The 16,615-nt window shown below is 65.5% G+C and carries 23 protein-coding genes and 1 tRNA gene; 20 read left to right on the top strand and 4 right to left on the bottom strand.

The genetic code is table 11. The features are described from left to right. Window positions 1-21: 21 nt before the first annotated feature. Together mlaE and V6X63_RS06565 are read right to left on the bottom strand one after the other, a co-directional pair. Window positions 22-798: a lipid asymmetry maintenance ABC transporter permease subunit MlaE gene (gene mlaE, locus V6X63_RS06570; RefSeq protein WP_367965975.1), complete on the bottom strand. Its 777-nt coding sequence runs from the start codon at window positions 796-798 to the stop codon at window positions 22-24. Further along, on the bottom strand, window positions 798-1,622 hold the full coding sequence (locus tag V6X63_RS06565; protein ID WP_367965974.1) for an ABC transporter ATP-binding protein: 825 nt from the start codon (window positions 1,620-1,622) through the stop codon (window positions 798-800). The genes mlaE and V6X63_RS06565 overlap by 1 nt, the downstream gene beginning before the upstream one ends. Before the next feature lie 20 nt (window positions 1,623-1,642). Here V6X63_RS06565 and V6X63_RS06560 point away from each other — a divergent pair, with 20 nt between their 5' ends. The 20 genes from V6X63_RS06560 (at window position 1,643) to V6X63_RS06465 (ending at window position 15,780) form a co-directional block, all read left to right on the top strand. Beyond that, entirely contained in the window at window positions 1,643-2,710 is a 1,068-nt protein-coding gene (locus V6X63_RS06560; protein WP_367978454.1) for a calcium/sodium antiporter, read from the top strand. 13 nt (window positions 2,711-2,723) lie between these two features. Further along, complete coding sequence (locus tag V6X63_RS06555; protein ID WP_367965972.1) at window positions 2,724-3,698, top strand: KpsF/GutQ family sugar-phosphate isomerase; 975 nt, start codon at window positions 2,724-2,726, stop codon at window positions 3,696-3,698. Then, window positions 3,699-4,256: an LPS export ABC transporter periplasmic protein LptC gene (gene lptC / locus V6X63_RS06550; protein WP_367965971.1), complete on the top strand. Its 558-nt coding sequence runs from the start codon at window positions 3,699-3,701 to the stop codon at window positions 4,254-4,256. After that, window positions 4,240-4,764: a lipopolysaccharide transport periplasmic protein LptA gene (lptA, locus tag V6X63_RS06545; RefSeq protein WP_367978453.1), complete on the top strand. Its 525-nt coding sequence runs from the start codon at window positions 4,240-4,242 to the stop codon at window positions 4,762-4,764. The genes lptC and lptA overlap by 17 nt, the downstream gene beginning before the upstream one ends. Further along, a complete protein-coding gene (lptB, locus tag V6X63_RS06540; RefSeq protein ID WP_367965969.1) occupies window positions 4,761-5,492 on the top strand; it encodes an LPS export ABC transporter ATP-binding protein in 732 nt (243 codons plus the stop codon). Before lptA ends, lptB begins: the two co-directional genes overlap by 4 nt. 61 nt (window positions 5,493-5,553) lie before the next feature. Beyond that, complete coding sequence (locus V6X63_RS06535; RefSeq protein WP_367978452.1) at window positions 5,554-7,017, top strand: RNA polymerase factor sigma-54; 1,464 nt, start codon at window positions 5,554-5,556, stop codon at window positions 7,015-7,017. Window positions 7,018-7,038: 21 nt separating this feature from the next. Beyond that, entirely contained in the window at window positions 7,039-7,365 is a 327-nt protein-coding gene (hpf, locus tag V6X63_RS06530) for a ribosome hibernation-promoting factor, HPF/YfiA family (protein WP_367965967.1), read from the top strand. A gap of 5 nt (window positions 7,366-7,370) precedes the next feature. Continuing rightward, window positions 7,371-7,847, top strand: coding sequence for a PTS sugar transporter subunit IIA (locus V6X63_RS06525; protein WP_367965966.1), 477 nt, complete (start codon window positions 7,371-7,373; stop codon window positions 7,845-7,847). Beyond that, window positions 7,844-8,314, top strand: coding sequence for an HPr kinase/phosphorylase (locus V6X63_RS06520; RefSeq protein WP_367978451.1), 471 nt, complete (start codon window positions 7,844-7,846; stop codon window positions 8,312-8,314). Before V6X63_RS06525 ends, V6X63_RS06520 begins: the two co-directional genes overlap by 4 nt. Beyond that, window positions 8,305-9,153 (top strand): RNase adapter RapZ, encoded by an 849-nt coding sequence (rapZ, locus tag V6X63_RS06515; RefSeq protein WP_367965964.1) that lies wholly within the window; start codon window positions 8,305-8,307, stop codon window positions 9,151-9,153. Before V6X63_RS06520 ends, rapZ begins: the two co-directional genes overlap by 10 nt. After that, a complete protein-coding gene (locus V6X63_RS06510) occupies window positions 9,150-9,578 on the top strand; it encodes a PTS sugar transporter subunit IIA (protein ID WP_367965963.1) in 429 nt (142 codons plus the stop codon). The genes rapZ and V6X63_RS06510 overlap by 4 nt, the downstream gene beginning before the upstream one ends. Then, the gene (locus V6X63_RS06505) at window positions 9,565-9,852 is read left to right on the top strand and encodes an HPr family phosphocarrier protein (RefSeq protein WP_367965962.1); all 288 of its coding nucleotides are present in this window, start codon (window positions 9,565-9,567) and stop codon (window positions 9,850-9,852) included. Before V6X63_RS06510 ends, V6X63_RS06505 begins: the two co-directional genes overlap by 14 nt. A 17-nt stretch (window positions 9,853-9,869) precedes the next feature. Beyond that, a complete protein-coding gene (mgtE, locus tag V6X63_RS06500; RefSeq protein ID WP_367965961.1) occupies window positions 9,870-11,225 on the top strand; it encodes a magnesium transporter in 1,356 nt (451 codons plus the stop codon). Between the two features lie 366 nt (window positions 11,226-11,591). Further along, window positions 11,592-12,155, top strand: a complete 564-nt coding sequence (locus V6X63_RS06495) for a helix-turn-helix transcriptional regulator (RefSeq protein ID WP_367978450.1) — start codon at window positions 11,592-11,594, stop codon at window positions 12,153-12,155. Beyond that, window positions 12,152-12,616 carry a CsgE family curli-type amyloid fiber assembly protein gene (locus tag V6X63_RS06490; RefSeq protein ID WP_367965959.1) on the top strand — a complete coding sequence of 155 codons (465 nt, stop codon included), beginning with the start codon at window positions 12,152-12,154 and terminating at the stop codon, window positions 12,614-12,616. The genes V6X63_RS06495 and V6X63_RS06490 overlap by 4 nt, the downstream gene beginning before the upstream one ends. An 18-nt stretch (window positions 12,617-12,634) precedes the next feature. After that, entirely contained in the window at window positions 12,635-13,063 is a 429-nt protein-coding gene (locus V6X63_RS06485; protein WP_367978449.1) for a curli assembly protein CsgF, read from the top strand. Next, window positions 13,060-13,917, top strand: coding sequence for a CsgG/HfaB family protein (locus V6X63_RS06480; protein ID WP_367965957.1), 858 nt, complete (start codon window positions 13,060-13,062; stop codon window positions 13,915-13,917). Before V6X63_RS06485 ends, V6X63_RS06480 begins: the two co-directional genes overlap by 4 nt. 158 nt (window positions 13,918-14,075) lie before the next feature. After that, window positions 14,076-14,828 carry a hypothetical protein gene (locus V6X63_RS06475; protein ID WP_367965956.1) on the top strand — a complete coding sequence of 251 codons (753 nt, stop codon included), beginning with the start codon at window positions 14,076-14,078 and terminating at the stop codon, window positions 14,826-14,828. 63 nt (window positions 14,829-14,891) lie between these two features. Continuing rightward, the gene (csgH, locus tag V6X63_RS06470; protein ID WP_367978448.1) at window positions 14,892-15,302 is read left to right on the top strand and encodes a curli-like amyloid fiber formation chaperone CsgH; all 411 of its coding nucleotides are present in this window, start codon (window positions 14,892-14,894) and stop codon (window positions 15,300-15,302) included. A 37-nt stretch (window positions 15,303-15,339) separates the two neighbouring features. Beyond that, window positions 15,340-15,780 (top strand): hypothetical protein, encoded by a 441-nt coding sequence (locus V6X63_RS06465; RefSeq protein ID WP_367978447.1) that lies wholly within the window; start codon window positions 15,340-15,342, stop codon window positions 15,778-15,780. 61 nt (window positions 15,781-15,841) lie between these two features. Here V6X63_RS06465 and V6X63_RS06460 read toward each other — a convergent pair whose 3' ends face one another. Both V6X63_RS06460 and V6X63_RS06455 read right to left on the bottom strand, forming a co-directional pair. Beyond that, window positions 15,842-16,387 (bottom strand): porin family protein, encoded by a 546-nt coding sequence (locus V6X63_RS06460; protein WP_367978446.1) that lies wholly within the window; start codon window positions 16,385-16,387, stop codon window positions 15,842-15,844. 136 nt (window positions 16,388-16,523) lie between these two features. Further along, window positions 16,524-16,600 (bottom strand) — tRNA-Met (locus V6X63_RS06455). Window positions 16,601-16,615 lie beyond the last annotated feature (15 nt).

Raw genomic sequence — 16,615 nt, 5'->3', positions numbered from 1 at the left:
TCTCCACCTGGCGCACCTCCGTCAGTCGAACATCAGCGCCGTGAGCACGAAATCCAGCCCCAGCACCACCAGCGATGTCACCACAACCGTCCGCGTCGTCGCCCGGCTGACACCGGCGGATGTCGGCAGACAGTCATAGCCGTTGAAAACCGCGATCCAGCCGGCCACGAGACCGAACAGGACGCTTTTGATCAGACCGTTGAGCACATCATCCGTGAAACTGACCTGAGCCTGCATCTGCGACCAGAACGAGCCACCGTCAACTCCCAGCAGACTGGTGCCGACCACATAGGCCCCGCCGATACCCAGCAGAATGAAAATCATCGCCAGCAGCGGCAGCGATATCAGCGCCGCCACCAGGCGTGGCGCGATGATGCGGCGCTCCGGATCCACCGCCATCATTTCCATGCCGGCGAGCTGCTCGGTGGCCTTCATCAAGCCGATCTCCGCGGTCAGTGCGGATCCGGCCCGGCCGGCAAACAGCAGCGCCGTGACCACCGGCCCCAGCTCGCGGGTCAGCGACAGCGCCACCAGCACGCCGAGGGACTGTTCGGCACCGAAATCCACCAGCGTGTAGTAGCCCTGCAGCGCCAGCACCATCCCGACGAACAGGCCGGAGACGACGATGATGACCAGCGTCAGCACGCCCACCGAGTAGAGCTCCTGCACCAGCAGGTGGGGCCGGCGGACCAGCTCGCCCAGACCCCGGATCACTCTGAGGAGGAATAACGTGGCCCGTCCCAGCGTACCCAGACTGGCCAGCGTCGACGCCCCGATCCGCTGCAGCAGCCCGACCATCAGCGCGCCCGACGCAGATCGTCCGCCATGGTCTCGGCGGGATAGTGAAAGGGCACCGGCCCGTCCGGCAGGGCATGGAGGAACTGATGCACCCAGGGGCTGTCGCTGTCGCGCAGCCTCTCCGGCGTGCCGGATTCGATGACCTGGCCTTCGGAGATGACATAGGCCCGATCGGCGATGCTCAGGGTTTCATCCACATCGTGGGAAACCACCACGCTGGTCAGCCCCAGGGCGTCGTTGAGCTGGCGGATCACCTGCATGAGTGCACCCATGGAAATGGGATCCTGGCCGGCGAACGGCTCATCGTAGAGGATGATTTCGGGGTCGAGCGCCAGCGCCCGGGCCAGCGACACCCGCCGGGCCATGCCCCCGGAGAGTTCGGCGGGATAAAGATCGCGGGCACCCCGCAGTCCGACCGCCTCCAGCTTCATGAGCACGACCATGCGGATCAGCGACTCCGGCAACTCCGTATGCTCACGCAGCGGGAATGCCACGTTGTCATAGCAGGTGAGATCGGTGAACAGGGCACCGCTCTGGAACAGCACCCCCATCCGTCGCCGCAGCCGATACAGATCCCGCCGCGACAGCCCGCCGACCTCCTCACCGGCGACCATGACACTGCCGGCAGCCGCCCGCAGCTGACCGCCGATCAGGCGAAGCAGCGTCGTCTTTCCGGTACCACTGGGGCCCATGATGGCCACCACTTCGCCCCGGTTCACCGTCAGATTCACGCCGTCGAAGAGCGGTCGGCCGCCACGACTGAAGGACAGGTCGCGTATGTCAATCAGGGCCCGGGACTCGCCCGTGGACTGGGTTGCTGGCATGCGGATGGCTTCGCTGATGGATGGCCGATCAATCGCCGGCGAGTATCCGCCAAGGCATTCAGCCGGTCAAATACGGTATCGTGGCCTTTTTGCGCCGGGGCCCGATCCCACCCATGTCACTGCCGGTTCTGCTCATCATCCTCGCGGTCGGTTTTGCCGCGCTGGCCTGGAGTGCCGATTTCTTCGTCGAGGGCGCCTCGGCCCTCGCCCGCCACCTGGGCGTTTCCAGCCTGCTCATCGGTTTGACCGTGGTCGGTATCGGCACCTCTCTGCCGGAGATGCTCGTCTCGGCCATCGCCGCACTGGATGGCACGCCGGGCATGGCGCTGGGCAACGCCCTCGGCTCGAACGTGGCCAATGTCGGACTGATCCTCGGCACCACAGCGCTGGTCACTCCGCTGGCCATGCACTCGGGCATCCTCCGCCGGGAGTTCCCGCTGCTCATGGTCGTGGTTGCCTTCACCGCCATACTGCTTGCCGACGCCGCCCTGTCGCGTCTCGACGGCGTCCTGCTGCTCGGCGGACTGGTCGCGGTGTTGGCATGGATGGCCCGCCAGGCGCGTCGGCCCGCTGGCGAGAGCGATGTCATGGCCCGCGAAATCGCGGCGGCCCTGCCGGAGGACATGCCGGTGGGCCGGGCGATGCTGCGGGTTGCCCTGGGGCTGATCGTCCTGCTGGTCAGCTCGCGCATCCTGGTCTGGGCGGCGGTGGCACTCGCCAGCCAGCTCGGCGTGAGTGACCTGGTGATCGGCCTGACCATCGTCGCGGTCGGCACCAGCCTGCCCGAACTGGCCGCGGGCATCGCCAGCGTCCGCCGCGGCGAGGATGAACTGGCCGTGGGCAATATCGTCGGATCCAACATCTTCAACCTTCTCGCCGTACTCGGAATCGCCGGCGTCATCGCGCCGTTCGCCGTGAACGGCGTGAGTCTGGCCCGCGACTACGGCATCATGACACTGTTCATGCTGGCCATCGCGGTCATTGGCTTTTTCGTCGGGAAGAGCGGCCGCCTCGGCCGGCTGGAAGGCGGCATCCTGCTCAGCGGGTTCATTGCCTATCAGGTGATGCTGTTCGTGATGCAGGGCTGAAAGCGGAGCACACATGGTTGCGGATAAAGACTTCTGTCGGCTGGGCCGGGCGGTGCTCGACACCGAAGCCGCCGCCGTCACCGCGCTGGCGCAGCGCATCGGCGAGCCGTTCGCCCGTGCCTGCCGGCTTCTGCTCGATGGCCGCGGCCATGTCGTTGTGGTGGGCATGGGCAAATCCGGGCATATCGCAGGCAAGCTGGCCGCCACGCTGGCCAGTACCGGCACGCCGGCGTTCTTCGTCCACCCGGGGGAGGCAAGCCATGGCGATCTCGGCATGATCGCCGGGGGCGATATCGTGATCGCGCTGTCCAACTCCGGCGAGACGGACGAAATCAACCGCCTGCTGCCGGCCATCAAGCGTCGACGGCTGCCGCTCATCGCCATCACCGGCAATGCGGAATCAACCCTCGGCCAGGCCGCCGATGTCCACCTCGATGCCAGCGTGGACGCCGAGGCCTGCCCGCTGGGGCTGGCGCCCACCGCCAGCACCACCGCCGCACTCGCCATGGGCGATGCGCTGGCCATCGCCCTGCTGGATGCCCGTGGCTTTACCGCCGAGGATTTCGCCCATTCACATCCGGGCGGTCGGCTCGGCCGGCGGCTGCTCTTGCGCATTGAGGACCTGATGCACACCGGAGAGGCCATTCCCCGGGTCGGGCCGGAGACCCCGATGGCCGCAGCCCTGCTGGAGATGACGCACAAGGGCCTGGGGATGACCGCCATCACCAGCGATGATGACCGCGTCATCGGCATTTTCACCGACGGCGATCTGCGCCGGGCGCTGGACGAGGGGGTGGATGTGCACAGGACGCCGATACGCGATGTGATGACCGCCGCGCCGCGCACCGTGGAGAGCGATCGGCTGGCCGCCGAGGCACTGGCGCTCATGGAGCGACACAGTATCAACGCGCTGCTGGTCACCGGCCCGGATGACCGCCTGGCCGGTGCGCTCAACATGCACGATCTCCTGCGCGCCGGGGTGGTCTGAGTGCGCCGGATCGTCATCTCGATTGCAGCAATCGGAATCGCTTACCTGCTGGTCTGGCAACTGTTCATTCAACAGGACGAGGTGGGCTCGCCAGACAAAACAGCAGGACCAGCACTCACAGCCTATGCTCGAGCGATCGAGATTACCGCAACAGATATCGACGGCCGCGTCGCATGGCAGATCCGCTCACCGGCAGCCCGATTTTACGATAACGAAGATTTCTGGCAGCTGGATGCGCCAGAGTGGCATGTAACGACCGAGACTGGTCCTCCATGGCTTGGGGAGGCTGTCCGTGGACGAAGCTGGGCAGACGAAACACGCGCCCGACTCACCGGGGACGTAGTCATGAGGCGCCTCGGCCCCGACGGAGAAACCCGTCTTGAAACCCAGCGGCTGGATCTACAGATTCCGGAGCGATATGCGGAAACAGATCAGGCCGTTACGCTTGTCGGCCCTGGCTACCGCGTGGAAGGTATCGGAGCACGCGCCTGGCTGGACGAAGAGCGTATCCAACTGCTTGAAAACACAAGAGGACGATACGATGCGGCTTCGAAATAAGCTTCTTTGTCACGTCGCATGGATCTCCATCACCGCCGTCCTGGCGGTCACTCATGCTCAGACGCCGGGTTCACCCGATCGTGGACCGGTGGAGCTGGAAGCTGACAGTGCCGAAGTCGATGATGCGTCGGGCAGGAGCGTCTACAAGGGTGATGTTGTCTTGACACGCGGCTCGCTGCGGATCACCGGTGATGTGATGCGCGCTTTTGTCGACGCCCACCGTCAGTTGCAGAGGGTAGTCGTCGAGGGCGTTCCCGCCACCTACCGAGAGACGCTGCCGGATGCGTCATCCCGACATGCTGAAGCCCCACGCATGGAATATTTCACCAGCGGACCGGAACGGCTGATCCTGCTCGAGGGTGCACGACTCTGGCAGGGCGACAACACCGTCACCGGGGAGACCATCACACACTATCCGGCCGAGGACAGAACCGTCGCTGAAGGCGCCGGAGGCGGAGACGGGCGGGTCAACGTCCGCGTGCTGCCGGCACCGGAAGGGGATCAATGAGCGGCAGCGAACTCCGTGCCAGTGGCCTCGGCAAGGCCTACCGCGGCCGTCGGGTCGTGGACGATGTCTCCATCGCGCTGCAGAGCGGCGAGATCGTCGGACTGCTGGGGCCCAACGGGGCCGGCAAGACCACCAGCTTCTACATGATCGTCGGCCTGATCCGGGCGGACAGCGGTCAGATCCAGCTGGATGGCACCGACATCACGTCGCTTCCCATGCATGCCCGGGCACGCCTGGGGATCGGCTATCTCCCCCAGGAGGCTTCGGTCTTCAGGCGCCTGTCGGTCATCGACAACCTGCTCGCCGTGCTCGAGACCCGTCGCGAGCTGACCCGGATCGAACGCGAGGGTCAGGCAAGCGCGCTCATGGAAGAGTTCAACATCGCCCATCTGCGGGATCAGACCGGCGCCAGCCTCTCCGGTGGCGAGCGGCGCCGTGTGGAGATCGCCCGGGCCCTCGCCGCCAACCCGCGCTTCATCCTGCTGGACGAGCCGTTTGCCGGTGTCGATCCGATCTCCGTGGGGGACATCAAATCCATCGTGCGGCATCTCTCCGGGCGCGGCATCGGTGTCCTGATCACCGACCATAACGTCCGTGAGACCCTCGCTCTCGTAGACCGGGCCAGCATTCTCAGCGCGGGCCGCGTCATCGCGGAGGGCGATGCCACGGCCGTGCTCGAAAACCGCGAGGTGCGTGCGGTCTATCTGGGCGAAGACTTCCACCTGTAGTACTGGCGAGGGATCCATTGGCGGCGTTACTCTGGAAGACCAATAAAGGGCACAGGTGACGATGAAGCAATCCCTGGAACTCCGGGTCAGCCAGCAGCTGACCATGACGCCGCAACTCCAGCAGGCCATCCGCCTCCTGCAGCTGCCGGCGGCCGAACTCAATCTGGAGATCCGCGAGGCGCTCGAATCCAACGTCATGCTCGAGGCCGAGGAGGAAGCCGAGTCCGCCTTCCCTAACGATGAAACGGCCGCGGTGGATCCGCCGGCCATTGATCCGTCGGAGACCACGCTGGGGTCGAACGCGGCCGACGCCTCCCGGCTCGGCGAGGATATGCCAATCGATGAGCGCTGGGAGGACCCGGCCGCGGGTGCCACCAGCTTCAGCGCACCGGATCCGGCGCGTCGCGACAGCCTGCTGGACAATCAGGCGGGCCCGGAGGCCTCGCTGCGGGATCACCTCCACTGGCAGGTGGAGATGTCAAGCCTGAGCGACCGCGATCGACAGATTGCCGAGGCGGTCATCGACGCCCTCGACGACCAGGGCCACCTGACGGAGTCATCCGAGGAGCTGCGTGAGGCGCTGGCCGATGACGAAGAAGTCGAACTGGATGACATCCAGGCCGTCATCGCCGTCATCCAGCATATGGATCCGGTGGGCGTCGCCGCCCGCGACGCCCGGGAAGCGCTGCGCATACAGCTCGATGCCCTGCCCGGGGACACGCCTTGCCGGGACGTAGCCCGTCTGGCCATTGCCGAGGATCTCAGCCTGCTCGGCCCGGGGCAGCACGCCACGCTGCGTCGCCGACTGGGTATCGATGAAACGGTGCTGGCCGGCGTCCTGTCGCTCATCCAGCAACTCGACCCCCACCCGGGCTCAGGCTTTGGCGAAACCCGAACGGAATACGTCATCCCCGACTGCCTCGTCCACCGCATCAACGGCCGCTGGGAGGTGGAGGTCAACCCCGATGCCTCCCCCCGGATCCGCGTCAACGACTACTACGCCAGCCTGGTGCGACGGGGTGACACGAGCGCCGACAACAGCCTCCTGCGTCAGCATCTGCAAGAGGCGCGCTGGCTGATCAAGAGCCTGCAGTCCCGCAGCGACACGCTGCAGAAGGTGGCCGAGTGCATCGTCGAGCGTCAGCAGGGCTTTCTGGAACATGGCGAGGAGGCCATGCAGCCCCTGGTGCTGCGTGACGTGGCGACGGCCATCGACATGCACGAGTCGACGGTCTCGCGCATCACCTCGCGCAAGTACATGCGCACACCGCAGGGGACACTGGAGTTCAAGCACTTCTTCTCCAGCCATGTCCCCACCGCCGATGGCGGCGAGTGCTCGGCCACCGCCATCCGGGCGCGAATCCGGCGGCTCGTGGCCGCCGAGGATCCGGCGCGCCCGCTGAGCGACTCGCGGCTTACCGAAATCCTCCGGGAGGAGGGCATCAACGTTGCCCGGCGCACCGTGGCCAAGTACCGCGAGGTCATGGGCATCGCCTCGTCAACGGATCGCAAACGCCTGGTCTGATTCGACAATAAAGGAGAGACCATGAAAATCGATGTCACCGGCCATCATGTCGACGTTACCGATGCACTCCGCGGCTATGTCGACGAGAAGTTCCAGCGGCTCGAGCGTCACTTCGATAACGTGGTGGATGTACACGTCATCCTGACCGTGGAGAAGAACACCAGGAAGGCGGAGGCCACGCTCGCCGTCAGCGGGGCACGGCTTTTCGCCGAGGCGACGTCGGAGGAAATGTACGCCGCCATTGATGCCCTGATCGACAAACTCGACCGCCAGGTGGTCAAGCACAAGGAGAAGCGCACCGATCATCACCGCGAGGAAGGCCGGGTCGGACCAACACTGGAACCCTGATCACCATGGATCTTTCCACACTGCTCACGGCGGCCCGGACACGCTGCGGCGTCACGGTCACCAGCAAGAAGCGCGCGCTGGAATGCCTCAGCGAACAGCTGATGGCCGACACCGATGCCGATCCGGATACCACCCGGAGCATCTTCGAGGGTCTGATCGTCCGCGAGCGGCTCGGCAGCACGGGGCTCGGGCGTGGTGTCGCGCTGCCGCATACCCGCAGCCCTGATATCGAGCAGCCGCGGGCGGCGCTTCTCCGGCTCGCCGAGCCCATCGACTTCGACGCGGCCGACCGTCGCCCGGTGGACCTGCTGTTCGCGCTGCTGGTGCCCGAGCACAGCAACGACGAGCACCTGCGCATCCTCTCGCGACTGGCGGAGATGTTCCGCGACGAGGCGCTGTGCGCAGGACTGCGCGCCTGCCAGAGCGACCAGGACCTCTATGACAGCGTCTGCGGCTGGCGCAGCGGGGCGCCCGACGGATGAGCCTGATCCCCGGCACGCTGGTCCTGGTGAATGGGATGGGCATCCTCCTGCGCGGCCCGGCCGGGAGCGGCAAGAGCGACACCGCACTGGCGCTGATCCATGCCGGGCATCGCCTGGTCGCTGACGACGCCGTGGACATCCAGCGACTGGACGACACGCTGGTGGGGAGCGCGCCGGCGGCCGGCGCGGGGCTGCTCTGCCTGCGTGGCCCGGGCCTGATCGATGTCGCGGCGTGTTTCGGTGACGGGGCGCTCGCCCGATCCGCAACCGTCGATCGGGTGGTCGACCTCGTCGACGAACCGCTCCCGGCAAGTACCGAGGCCGACTGGCGGTCAATCCGCATCCACGGAGTGCCCTGCCCCCGCATGGCGGTCGTACCCGAGCGGCCGCTGTCCGCCCTGCTGGAAGTGATCGCCACGGGCGGCCGGACGACGCAGCCGCGCCCGGAGGCGCCGGCATGCGGCTGATCATCGTCAGCGGTCTGTCCGGATCGGGCAAGAGCGTGGCACTGGCCACGCTGGAGGATTCGGGGTTCTACTGCATCGACAATCTCCCAGTGGACCTGCTGGATGCCTTCGGCCGTCATATCGCCGATACCGGCGGCGAGGAGAGCTATGCCGTCGGCATTGATGCCCGTAACCGTCCAGTCTCACTGACACGATTCCCGAGCATTCTCGACGGTCTGCGGGAACGGGGCCTGAACGCCGAGATCGTTTTCCTCGACGCCGATGACGCCACCCTGCTCAAGCGCTTCTCGGAGACCCGCCGACGCCATCCGCTGAGTGGTCCCGACCTGCCCCTGGCCGAGGCCATCCAGGGCGAGCGCGAGCGGCTCATGCCGCTGCATGAGCGGGCCGATCTCACCGTGGACACGACCCGAACGACACTACACGAGCTGCGCGACCTCATTTGCGCACGGCTCACCGAATCCCGGACCCATCTATCCGTGCAGCTGGAGTCATTCGGCTACAAGCACGGCACCCCCACGGACGCCGATTTCGTCTTCGACAGCCGCTGTCTGCCCAACCCGCACTGGCAGCCTGCGCTGCGGCCGTTGACCGGACGCGACCAGCCGGTCATCGATTTCCTCGATGCCACGCCACTGGTGGCCCGCTATCGGCGCCAGGTCAGCGACTTCATGGAAGACTGGCTGCCGGTCTTTGAAGCGGAAAACCGCAGCTACCTGACCGTCGCCATCGGCTGCACCGGCGGACAGCACCGCTCGGTGTATCTGGTCGAGGCGCTGGCAGCGCACCTGCGCCGACAGGACATCGCGGTCACCGTCCGGCATCGGGAGCTGCCGTGAGCGCCGGGCTGCTTCTCATCACCCACCCCGGCGTCGGCATCGCATTACAGGAGACCGCCGAGGCCATCCTCGGCCGGCTACCCCTTGAGATGGCGGCGCTCAGTCCACAGGACGCGGAATCTCCGGAGGCGGCTCACGGGCGTGCGGATGCCCTGGCCGACCAGCTCGACCAAGGCGATGGCGTGGTCATTCTGACCGACGCCTACGGGGCGACACCCGGCAATCTGGCCGTCGCCCTTGGCCGTGCCCGTGGCTACCCCGTCATCACCGGCCTCAACCTGCCGATGCTCCTGCGGACCCTCAACTACCCCTGGCTGCCCATGGACGCGCTGGCCGAGACCGCCCTCGCTGCGGCACGCAGTGGTATCCTTCAGGCAACGCCGCCGGCGGCGGATACCGACGGGGAAGGCCATGGCAGCGGATAGCCCGATTCAGGAGGCCGAGTTCGAGATCATCAACCGCCTGGGCCTCCATGCGCGGGCCGCGGCACGATTCGTGGCGGTCGCCAGCGACTACGAAGCCGCCATCGAGGTCCGGCACGACGGCAACGAGGCCAACGGCAAGAGCATCATGGGCCTGATGATGCTGGCCGCCGGCCAGGGCAGCCGCCTGACGGTCACGGCCCGGGGCGATGATGGCCCGCGGGCACTGGAGGCGCTGGGCGCCCTGCTCGCCGACCGCTTCGGCGAGGCCGACTGACACCGGCGGAAAGGACGATGGCAGAAGAACGCGAAAACAAGCAGGGGCGCGTCGCCGAGACCGTCACCGATCTGCTTGAGGGCGGTACGGTGCCGGAGGCACGCCGCATGCTCAACGCGCTGCATCCCGCCGAAATCGCCAACCTGCTCGAATCATTCCCTGCCCCGGAGCGCAAGCTGCTCTGGGAGCTGGTGGACGAGCAGAACGGCGGTGATGTCCTCCTGCAGGTCAACGATGAGGTACGCAGCGGCCTGATCCGGGAGATGGATGAGCGGGAGGTACTGGCGGCCACCTCCGGCATGGACATGGACGATCTCGCCGACTTCATGCAGGACCTGCCCAAGACCCTGACCGGCGAGATCCTGCGTTCTCTCGACAACCAGAACCGCCAGCGTCTCGAGGCCGTGCTCGCCTACCCGGAGGACAGCGCCGGCGGGCTGATGAACACCGACACGGTCACCGTCCGGCCGGATGTGAGCCTGGACGTGGTCCTGCGCTACCTGCGCATGCGCGGTGAGATGCCCGAGCTCACCGACCACCTGTTCGTGGTCAGCCGCTTCGACCATTTCCTCGGCGTCCTGCGCGTCAGCGATCTGCTGACCCGCGATCCTGCCGGCCGCGTCGAGGACGTACTGGACACCGAGGCGATTGCGATCCCCGCGGAGACCTCCGATCGCGAGGTCGCCAAGATGTTCGAGGACCGCGACCTGATCTCGGCGCCGGTGCTCGACGCCCGTGGCCGGCTCATCGGCCGGATCACCATCGACGATGTGGTCGACGTGATCCGTGAGGAGGCGGAGCGCTCCATCCTCAGCATGGCCGGCCTGGGCGAGGAAGAGGACCTGTTCGCGCCCATCTGGTCCAGCACGCGGCGCCGGGCGGTGTGGCTGGGCCTGAACCTGCTCACCGCGCTGCTCGCCGCCTATGTGATCGGGCTTTTCGAGGCCACCATCCAGCAGGTCGTCGCTCTGGCGGTGCTCATGCCGGTCGTGGCCAGCATGGGCGGTATCGCCGGCACCCAGACCCTGGCGCTGGTCATCCGGGCGCTGGCACTGGGGCAGATCGCCTCACGCAACACGCGGGCGCTGCTCTACAAGGAACTTGGCATTGGTGTGCTCAATGGCCTGCTCTGGGCCGGGATCCTGGCCGGCATCGCGATTCTCTGGTTCGGCCGACCGGCGCTGGGCGCGATCATCGCCGCCGCCATGACCATCAACCTGATCGTCGCGGCGCTCTCCGGGGTCGGCGTCCCCCTCATTCTCAAGCGGTTCGGGGTCGATCCGGCGCTTGCCGGCGGTGTCGTCCTCACCACGGTGACCGATGTCATCGGATTCATGTCGTTTCTGGGGCTTGCCACCTTTTTCCTGCTCTAGGCATTCATCCACCCTTTCTCCTTTTCCGCGACATTATCCCCTCCAAACGAAGGGGTCCGAATGACCTATTCCTTTGGACAGACTGTTATTTCCGAAAAGAATGGGAAATGATTGCTAAGGAAAACTTATTAATGGCACTCAATCCAAAGCGCGTAGAACCCCGCCAGAGTACGATTCTATGATTCGTCCCATCAGCCCATCCATTCCACATCGAGGTAAACCATGGAAAGGAATGCCCAAAAAACGCCATTTCAGAAAGCCAGACCGGATGGTCACCATTCGGCCCGCTTCGACTTATCAACGGAGCCGTCCACCCCCCTGCCAACCGCCATGCTGCTTTGCGATTCAACGATTCAGAACCGTCTGATGGGCAAGTACCTGGCTGACTATGGCATCTGCCGCACCTTCCTGGCCTCCCCTTCGCAGCTGAATGCACTCATGCAGTGCGAGCGCCCGGCCCTGATCCTGCTCGATATCCGCAGCAGCGACCGCGCCGTGGCCGACCTGCTGGGCGATGGCGCCACAAGGGCCGATTCGCGCAAGCCGACGGTACCGATGATCCTGCTGAATGTGCCGTCGAATGCCGATCTCAAGAATTTCATGTGTCATCGCGATATCGTCGCCGCCTTCCATGACAACGAATCCGTGGATCAGCTCCTGGCCAAGATCCGCAGCGTCGTCCAGCCGGAGGCGAGCCGCGCACGGGCCGGCGTCGCCACCCACCTGGAGACACTGACCCGCAAGGAGATGGCCGTGCTGCGTGCCCTCGCCCTCGGCCTCAGCAATGACCATATTGCCGATCAGCTCTCCGTGAGTCCGCATACCGTCAAGACACACCTCTACAACGCCTACCGAAAGATCGGCTGCACCAACCGCGTCGCCGCCGCCATGTGGGCGCAGAGGGCGCTACCGCTCGTTGATAGCCGATGACCCGGCACCGGCATCATCGCGGATGGGCCGGTATCGCGCTGATCATCCTCGGCCTCGCCGGCATGCATGTGGTGGCCGAGGAGCAGGCGAACGGCGCCATCGAGGATGATCGTCCGCTGGAAGCGCCGCCGCTACCCGGGGACACACTGGAGAACGACGGACTGGACAACATGGTCCTGCAGCGCACGGTCACTGCGCTGGGCGACCGGTTCAGTGACGCGTTCGCCAGCCACTGGCGGAGCCAGCCCATCGTGGCGGATGGCGTGATCACCATCGAAGAGCGGCCCTGGATGAGCGAGGGCACCGAGGTGATCGTGCGCTTCCAACGCCAGGCGATCTACCGGGTACGCGTCTGGCCCCGCAATCCCTCGCCCGAGGAGACCGCCGAACAGGCGGTGGCGGAGGTCAGCCGCATTATCGATGACTATCAGACAAGGCTTCGCAACCAGACCGGCGAATGACACGCAAGGAGCGACACCATGCACGGAAGAATGCCCATCGTCTGCCTGCTCGGCATTGGCCTCGCCGCCACGGCCCAGGCCGATCTGACCTATCAGCCGATCCAGTCGGGAGACCCCGGCATGCTCAGCCAGCGCTTCCAGCGGGCGACCACCCAGGACACCAGCCGGGCGCCGCTGCAGGCAGCGCGACGGCCGGCGCGCACCTCCATCGAACGCTTTCAGGAAGACCTCCAGGAAGCGCTGCTGCGGGATGTCTCGCGGGCGACCACCAGCAACATCGGCCTGCTCGATGACGAGGGCCAGCTGATCCCGTTCGACGGCACCCGCCTTTTCAGCATCGGCGACTTCGAGCTGCGTTTCACCGAGACCGAAGGGGAGCTGTCGATCTTCGCCCGGGACGAGGGAAGCAGTGAATTCACCGAAATCAACATCAACAACCAGCTATGATCGTCAAACGCAGCCTGATTCTCTCCCTGGGTTTCGTCATCGTGGGCTGCACGACCCTCGATGGCGACCGCCCCCCCGACTGGGCCACGATGGATCGGCCCGATCTGGCGTCGGCCTCGACCACCTATGGCGACCTGCTTGAACTGCCGGAACCGGCCGGGGTCATCCCGGCGGCGGTCTACGGCTTCCGCGACCTGACCGGGCAGTACCGCGAGTCACCCAACAGCAACCTGTCCACCGCGGTCACCCAGGGCGGCGGGAGCCTGCTCACCGAGGCCCTGTTACGCTCGGGCTGGTTCCGCCCGCTGGAGCGGGAGGGCCTGCAGGATCTGCTCACCGAGCGGCGCGTCGCCCGTCAACTCAATACCAGCGTGGCCACCCTGCAGGATGCCCGAGTGCTGTTCGAGGGTGGCATCACCGGCTACGACCGCAACACCACCACCGGCGGTTTCGGGGCCCGTTACTTTGGCCTCGGCGCCAGCGAGGCCTATGTCATCGATCAGGTGACGGTCAGCCTGCGCGCGGTCAATGTCAGCAATGGCGAGGTCCTGGCCGCCGTCACCACGACCAAGACCATCTACTCCTATCAACTCGAGGGCGGGCTTTTCCGTTTCGTACGCAATCAGCGATTGCTGGAGGTCGAGGCCGGCTATACCTATAACGAGCCGCGCTACCTGGCGACGCATGACGCGATCAATGCCGCATTGATCCACCTGATCGTCCGCGGACTTTCCGAGGATCACTGGCGACTCGCCAATGCCGAGGACTGGAATTCGCCGGTCATCCAGACCTACAACGAGGCGTTTCTCGAGCACCAGGAAACGGCCCGTCAGGGATCCCCGCAGAGTTCCTGATTCCCGAGGCATCATTTACGTCGCATTCCGTATTCCGACCACCCTCCCCTGAACCTACTCTGGAACTGCCCCAACGGGTTCTCCGGCAAACGGAATTGCCGGAGACCTCCGGGGCATCTGGTAATGACATTTCGCAAACCGGAATACAGGAGATCACCATGATCAGGAAGCCCAAAACGGTTTCTGCCCTCTCGCTGGTGCTCATGCTCGGCATGACGATGGGCACTGCCCTGGCGCAGGATGACCATGACCACGGCGGTGGTCACGGTGGTGGCGGTGGCCACGGCGGTGGCGGCGGCTTTGGCGCCAACATGGCCACCATCGACCAGGACGGCGTCGACCATGACGCGAGCATCGAGCAGGATGGCCGGGAGCTGGATGCAACCATCTTCCAGCGCGGTTATCAGCAGGAAGCCTCCATCGAGCAGGAGGGCCGCGGTAACGAGACCACGATCAACCAGACCGGCGGCGGCTGGAACGAGGCCATGATCGACCGGCGTGGCCGCGATGGCATGGTGGAGATCAACCAGGACGGCTGGTCGAACACCTCGGATGTCACCCAGCGCGGCCGCAATGGCAGCATCACCATCACCCAGGAGGACTGGGGCAACTATGCTGATGTGGATCAGCGTGGCCGGATGAATGAGCTCACGCTGGAGCAGTCCGGTTGGGGCGGCAACCGCGCCGAACTGCGTCAGCGCGGCCGGGAAAACGACCTGATGGTGGCTCAGGATGACGCCTACATGAGTGTCGCCAACGTCGACCAGCAGGGCCGAGGCAACATGACCGATGTTCTGCAGAGCGGCTCATACCATTATGCCGAAGTGACCCAGCGGGATCGCGGCAACATGGCTCAGGTGACCCAGGACGGGGTGGGTCACACCGCCTCGATCAATCAGTCGGCCCGCTGAGGGGCTGAGCATTGGATGACCCGCCACCCGGTGGCGGGTCCCTCCTACCGCGGAGTCAGCCCCATGCCCCAGAGTCACTCAATCCTCGCCCCGCTCGCCCTCGGCCTGATCACCCTGGTGGGCATCCAGCCCGGCATGGCGGATGCCGACAACGATCCGCCCATCCGCGCCTGGGTGGAATTCGACGAACACGGACAGACCGTCACGATCAGCGCACACGCCGTCGCACCACGGCCGATGACCGCCCGGTATGCCCTGGTGATTGAGTCGGTGAGCGATGCCGGGACCACACGCAGCCGCGACAGCAGTCGGGCGCAGATCGATTCCAGTCCGACGACGCTCGCCCGGATCAGTCTCTCGACAACGGATCCACGCCGCATCGATGTAAGCCTCGATGTGGAACCCGATGGCGCCGCCCCCCTTCAGGTGCGCGAAACCTATCCCATGAGCGGTGCCTGGGTGATGACCCACTAGGCCGGCCCAACCGCCCAAACCGACAGGAGATCACGGTATGAAAAGCCTTTCCCGACTGGCGTACAGCACACTCCTCGCCGCGCTGCTGGGCGCCGGGCCCTGGACGTTCACCTCCGCCTCCCCCCTCAACGATCTGGCGGCGCCGGAACTGACACCGACCGCACACAACGGCAGCGGCAACCGGGCCGGCATCGATCAGCAGGGCCTGTGGCACGAGGCCGCCATCAACCAGCAGGGCGATGCCAATCACGCCGGCATCCTGCAGCGCGGCTGGGGTCATGAAGCGCTGATTGATCAACAGGGCAGTGGCAACGATGCCCGCATCATGCAGTTCGGCTGGGTTCCGCAGGCAGCTGCCATCCAGCAGGTCGGCGATATCAATAACGCGCGGGTGGAGCAGCAGCCGGGGACACGGACAGGGGTGGCCGTCCGTCAGCACGGTGATGGACTGAATGTCGAGGTCACGGTCGGTCGCTAGAGGAATCAGTCGGTCACACCTTGTTCATCGGGCGTGACCGCATCCTTTCTTTCATCCCGCCTCAGAAATGCCAGCGCAGGGATGCGCTGACCGCCATGAAGTCGTAGTCCGGCTCGCTCAGATAGCTCACCGCATCCACGGCCACCGAGAAATCCTCGGCGAAGCGGAACTGGCTGCCCGCCCCGAAACTCACCCCCGAATCCGAGGGGGCTTCGTCGGTGCCGGCGATGGTGAATGGCCGCAGCACCATACGCACCGATGAAAAACCCGCGAGGGCATAGACGTCGAAGGTCTCGTTCAGCGGCCGGTTGAGCCGCAGCAGGACACTGTCCACCGAATCCAGCTCCACGGTCCGGTCATTACCCGAATCATCCTCGCCCATCCAGCCGAAGTGCGCCTCGACACCCAGGTAATCGTTGAACATGACGCCGCCAACGAGCCGGCCGCCGATGGCGTCGACATCCTCGCCGGAGCCCTCGTAGGACCAGGGCATGACCCCCGCCCCCAGGTAGGCTTCCTTGACGATATTCGCCTCGGCGGCGCTGGTGCCGGCCATGGCCATCGTTCCCGCCAGCAGAAGTGCCGGCATGGTTGCACGAGTTTTCATGCAGTCTTCCCTCCACGCTTGTGATGACGCAGAGTCAGACCGGGGAGAGACCCTCAAGTGCCTGTTTGGACGGCAGTTTCAGACGTAGTAACCGGACCGGTCAGGGACCCGTACCAGACAGCGGAAAAGGAAAGTATGGTGGCTACGGGTGGATTCGAACCACCGACCCCATCATTATGAGTGATGTGCTCTAACCAGCTGAGCTACGTAGCCATTCAGGCGAGGACA

Source organism: Spiribacter onubensis (assembly GCF_040838425.1).
GTDB classification, from domain to species: domain Bacteria; phylum Pseudomonadota; class Gammaproteobacteria; order Nitrococcales; family Nitrococcaceae; genus Spiribacter; species Spiribacter onubensis.
The sequence above is the reverse complement of the archived record's forward strand: the minus strand, read 5'-3'. Positions and strand labels throughout refer to the sequence as shown.

Coding starts and splice junctions, on each gene's coding strand:
- V6X63_RS06480 (WP_367965957.1), top strand. CDS start 13,060: ATGATCGTCAAACGCAGCCTGATTCTCTCCCTGGGTTTCGTCATCGTG.
- V6X63_RS06475 (WP_367965956.1), top strand. CDS start 14,076: ATGATCAGGAAGCCCAAAACGGTTTCTGCCCTCTCGCTGGTGCTCATG.
- V6X63_RS06535 (WP_367978452.1), top strand. CDS start 5,554: ATGAAGCAATCCCTGGAACTCCGGGTCAGCCAGCAGCTGACCATGACG.
- rapZ (WP_367965964.1), top strand. CDS start 8,305: ATGCGGCTGATCATCGTCAGCGGTCTGTCCGGATCGGGCAAGAGCGTG.
- V6X63_RS06485 (WP_367978449.1), top strand. CDS start 12,635: ATGCACGGAAGAATGCCCATCGTCTGCCTGCTCGGCATTGGCCTCGCC.
- V6X63_RS06555 (WP_367965972.1), top strand. CDS start 2,724: ATGGTTGCGGATAAAGACTTCTGTCGGCTGGGCCGGGCGGTGCTCGAC.
- V6X63_RS06495 (WP_367978450.1), top strand. CDS start 11,592: ATGGGCAAGTACCTGGCTGACTATGGCATCTGCCGCACCTTCCTGGCC.
- V6X63_RS06465 (WP_367978447.1), top strand. CDS start 15,340: ATGAAAAGCCTTTCCCGACTGGCGTACAGCACACTCCTCGCCGCGCTG.
- V6X63_RS06505 (WP_367965962.1), top strand. CDS start 9,565: ATGGCAGCGGATAGCCCGATTCAGGAGGCCGAGTTCGAGATCATCAAC.
- V6X63_RS06560 (WP_367978454.1), top strand. CDS start 1,643: ATGGCCGATCAATCGCCGGCGAGTATCCGCCAAGGCATTCAGCCGGTC.
- V6X63_RS06565 (WP_367965974.1), bottom strand. CDS start 1,622: ATGCCAGCAACCCAGTCCACGGGCGAGTCCCGGGCCCTGATTGACATA.
- V6X63_RS06460 (WP_367978446.1), bottom strand. CDS start 16,387: ATGAAAACTCGTGCAACCATGCCGGCACTTCTGCTGGCGGGAACGATG.
- lptA (WP_367978453.1), top strand. CDS start 4,240: ATGCGGCTTCGAAATAAGCTTCTTTGTCACGTCGCATGGATCTCCATC.
- V6X63_RS06490 (WP_367965959.1), top strand. CDS start 12,152: ATGACCCGGCACCGGCATCATCGCGGATGGGCCGGTATCGCGCTGATC.
- V6X63_RS06520 (WP_367978451.1), top strand. CDS start 7,844: ATGAGCCTGATCCCCGGCACGCTGGTCCTGGTGAATGGGATGGGCATC.
- lptB (WP_367965969.1), top strand. CDS start 4,761: ATGAGCGGCAGCGAACTCCGTGCCAGTGGCCTCGGCAAGGCCTACCGC.
- hpf (WP_367965967.1), top strand. CDS start 7,039: ATGAAAATCGATGTCACCGGCCATCATGTCGACGTTACCGATGCACTC.
- mgtE (WP_367965961.1), top strand. CDS start 9,870: ATGGCAGAAGAACGCGAAAACAAGCAGGGGCGCGTCGCCGAGACCGTC.
- csgH (WP_367978448.1), top strand. CDS start 14,892: ATGCCCCAGAGTCACTCAATCCTCGCCCCGCTCGCCCTCGGCCTGATC.
- V6X63_RS06525 (WP_367965966.1), top strand. CDS start 7,371: ATGGATCTTTCCACACTGCTCACGGCGGCCCGGACACGCTGCGGCGTC.
- mlaE (WP_367965975.1), bottom strand. CDS start 798: ATGGTCGGGCTGCTGCAGCGGATCGGGGCGTCGACGCTGGCCAGTCTG.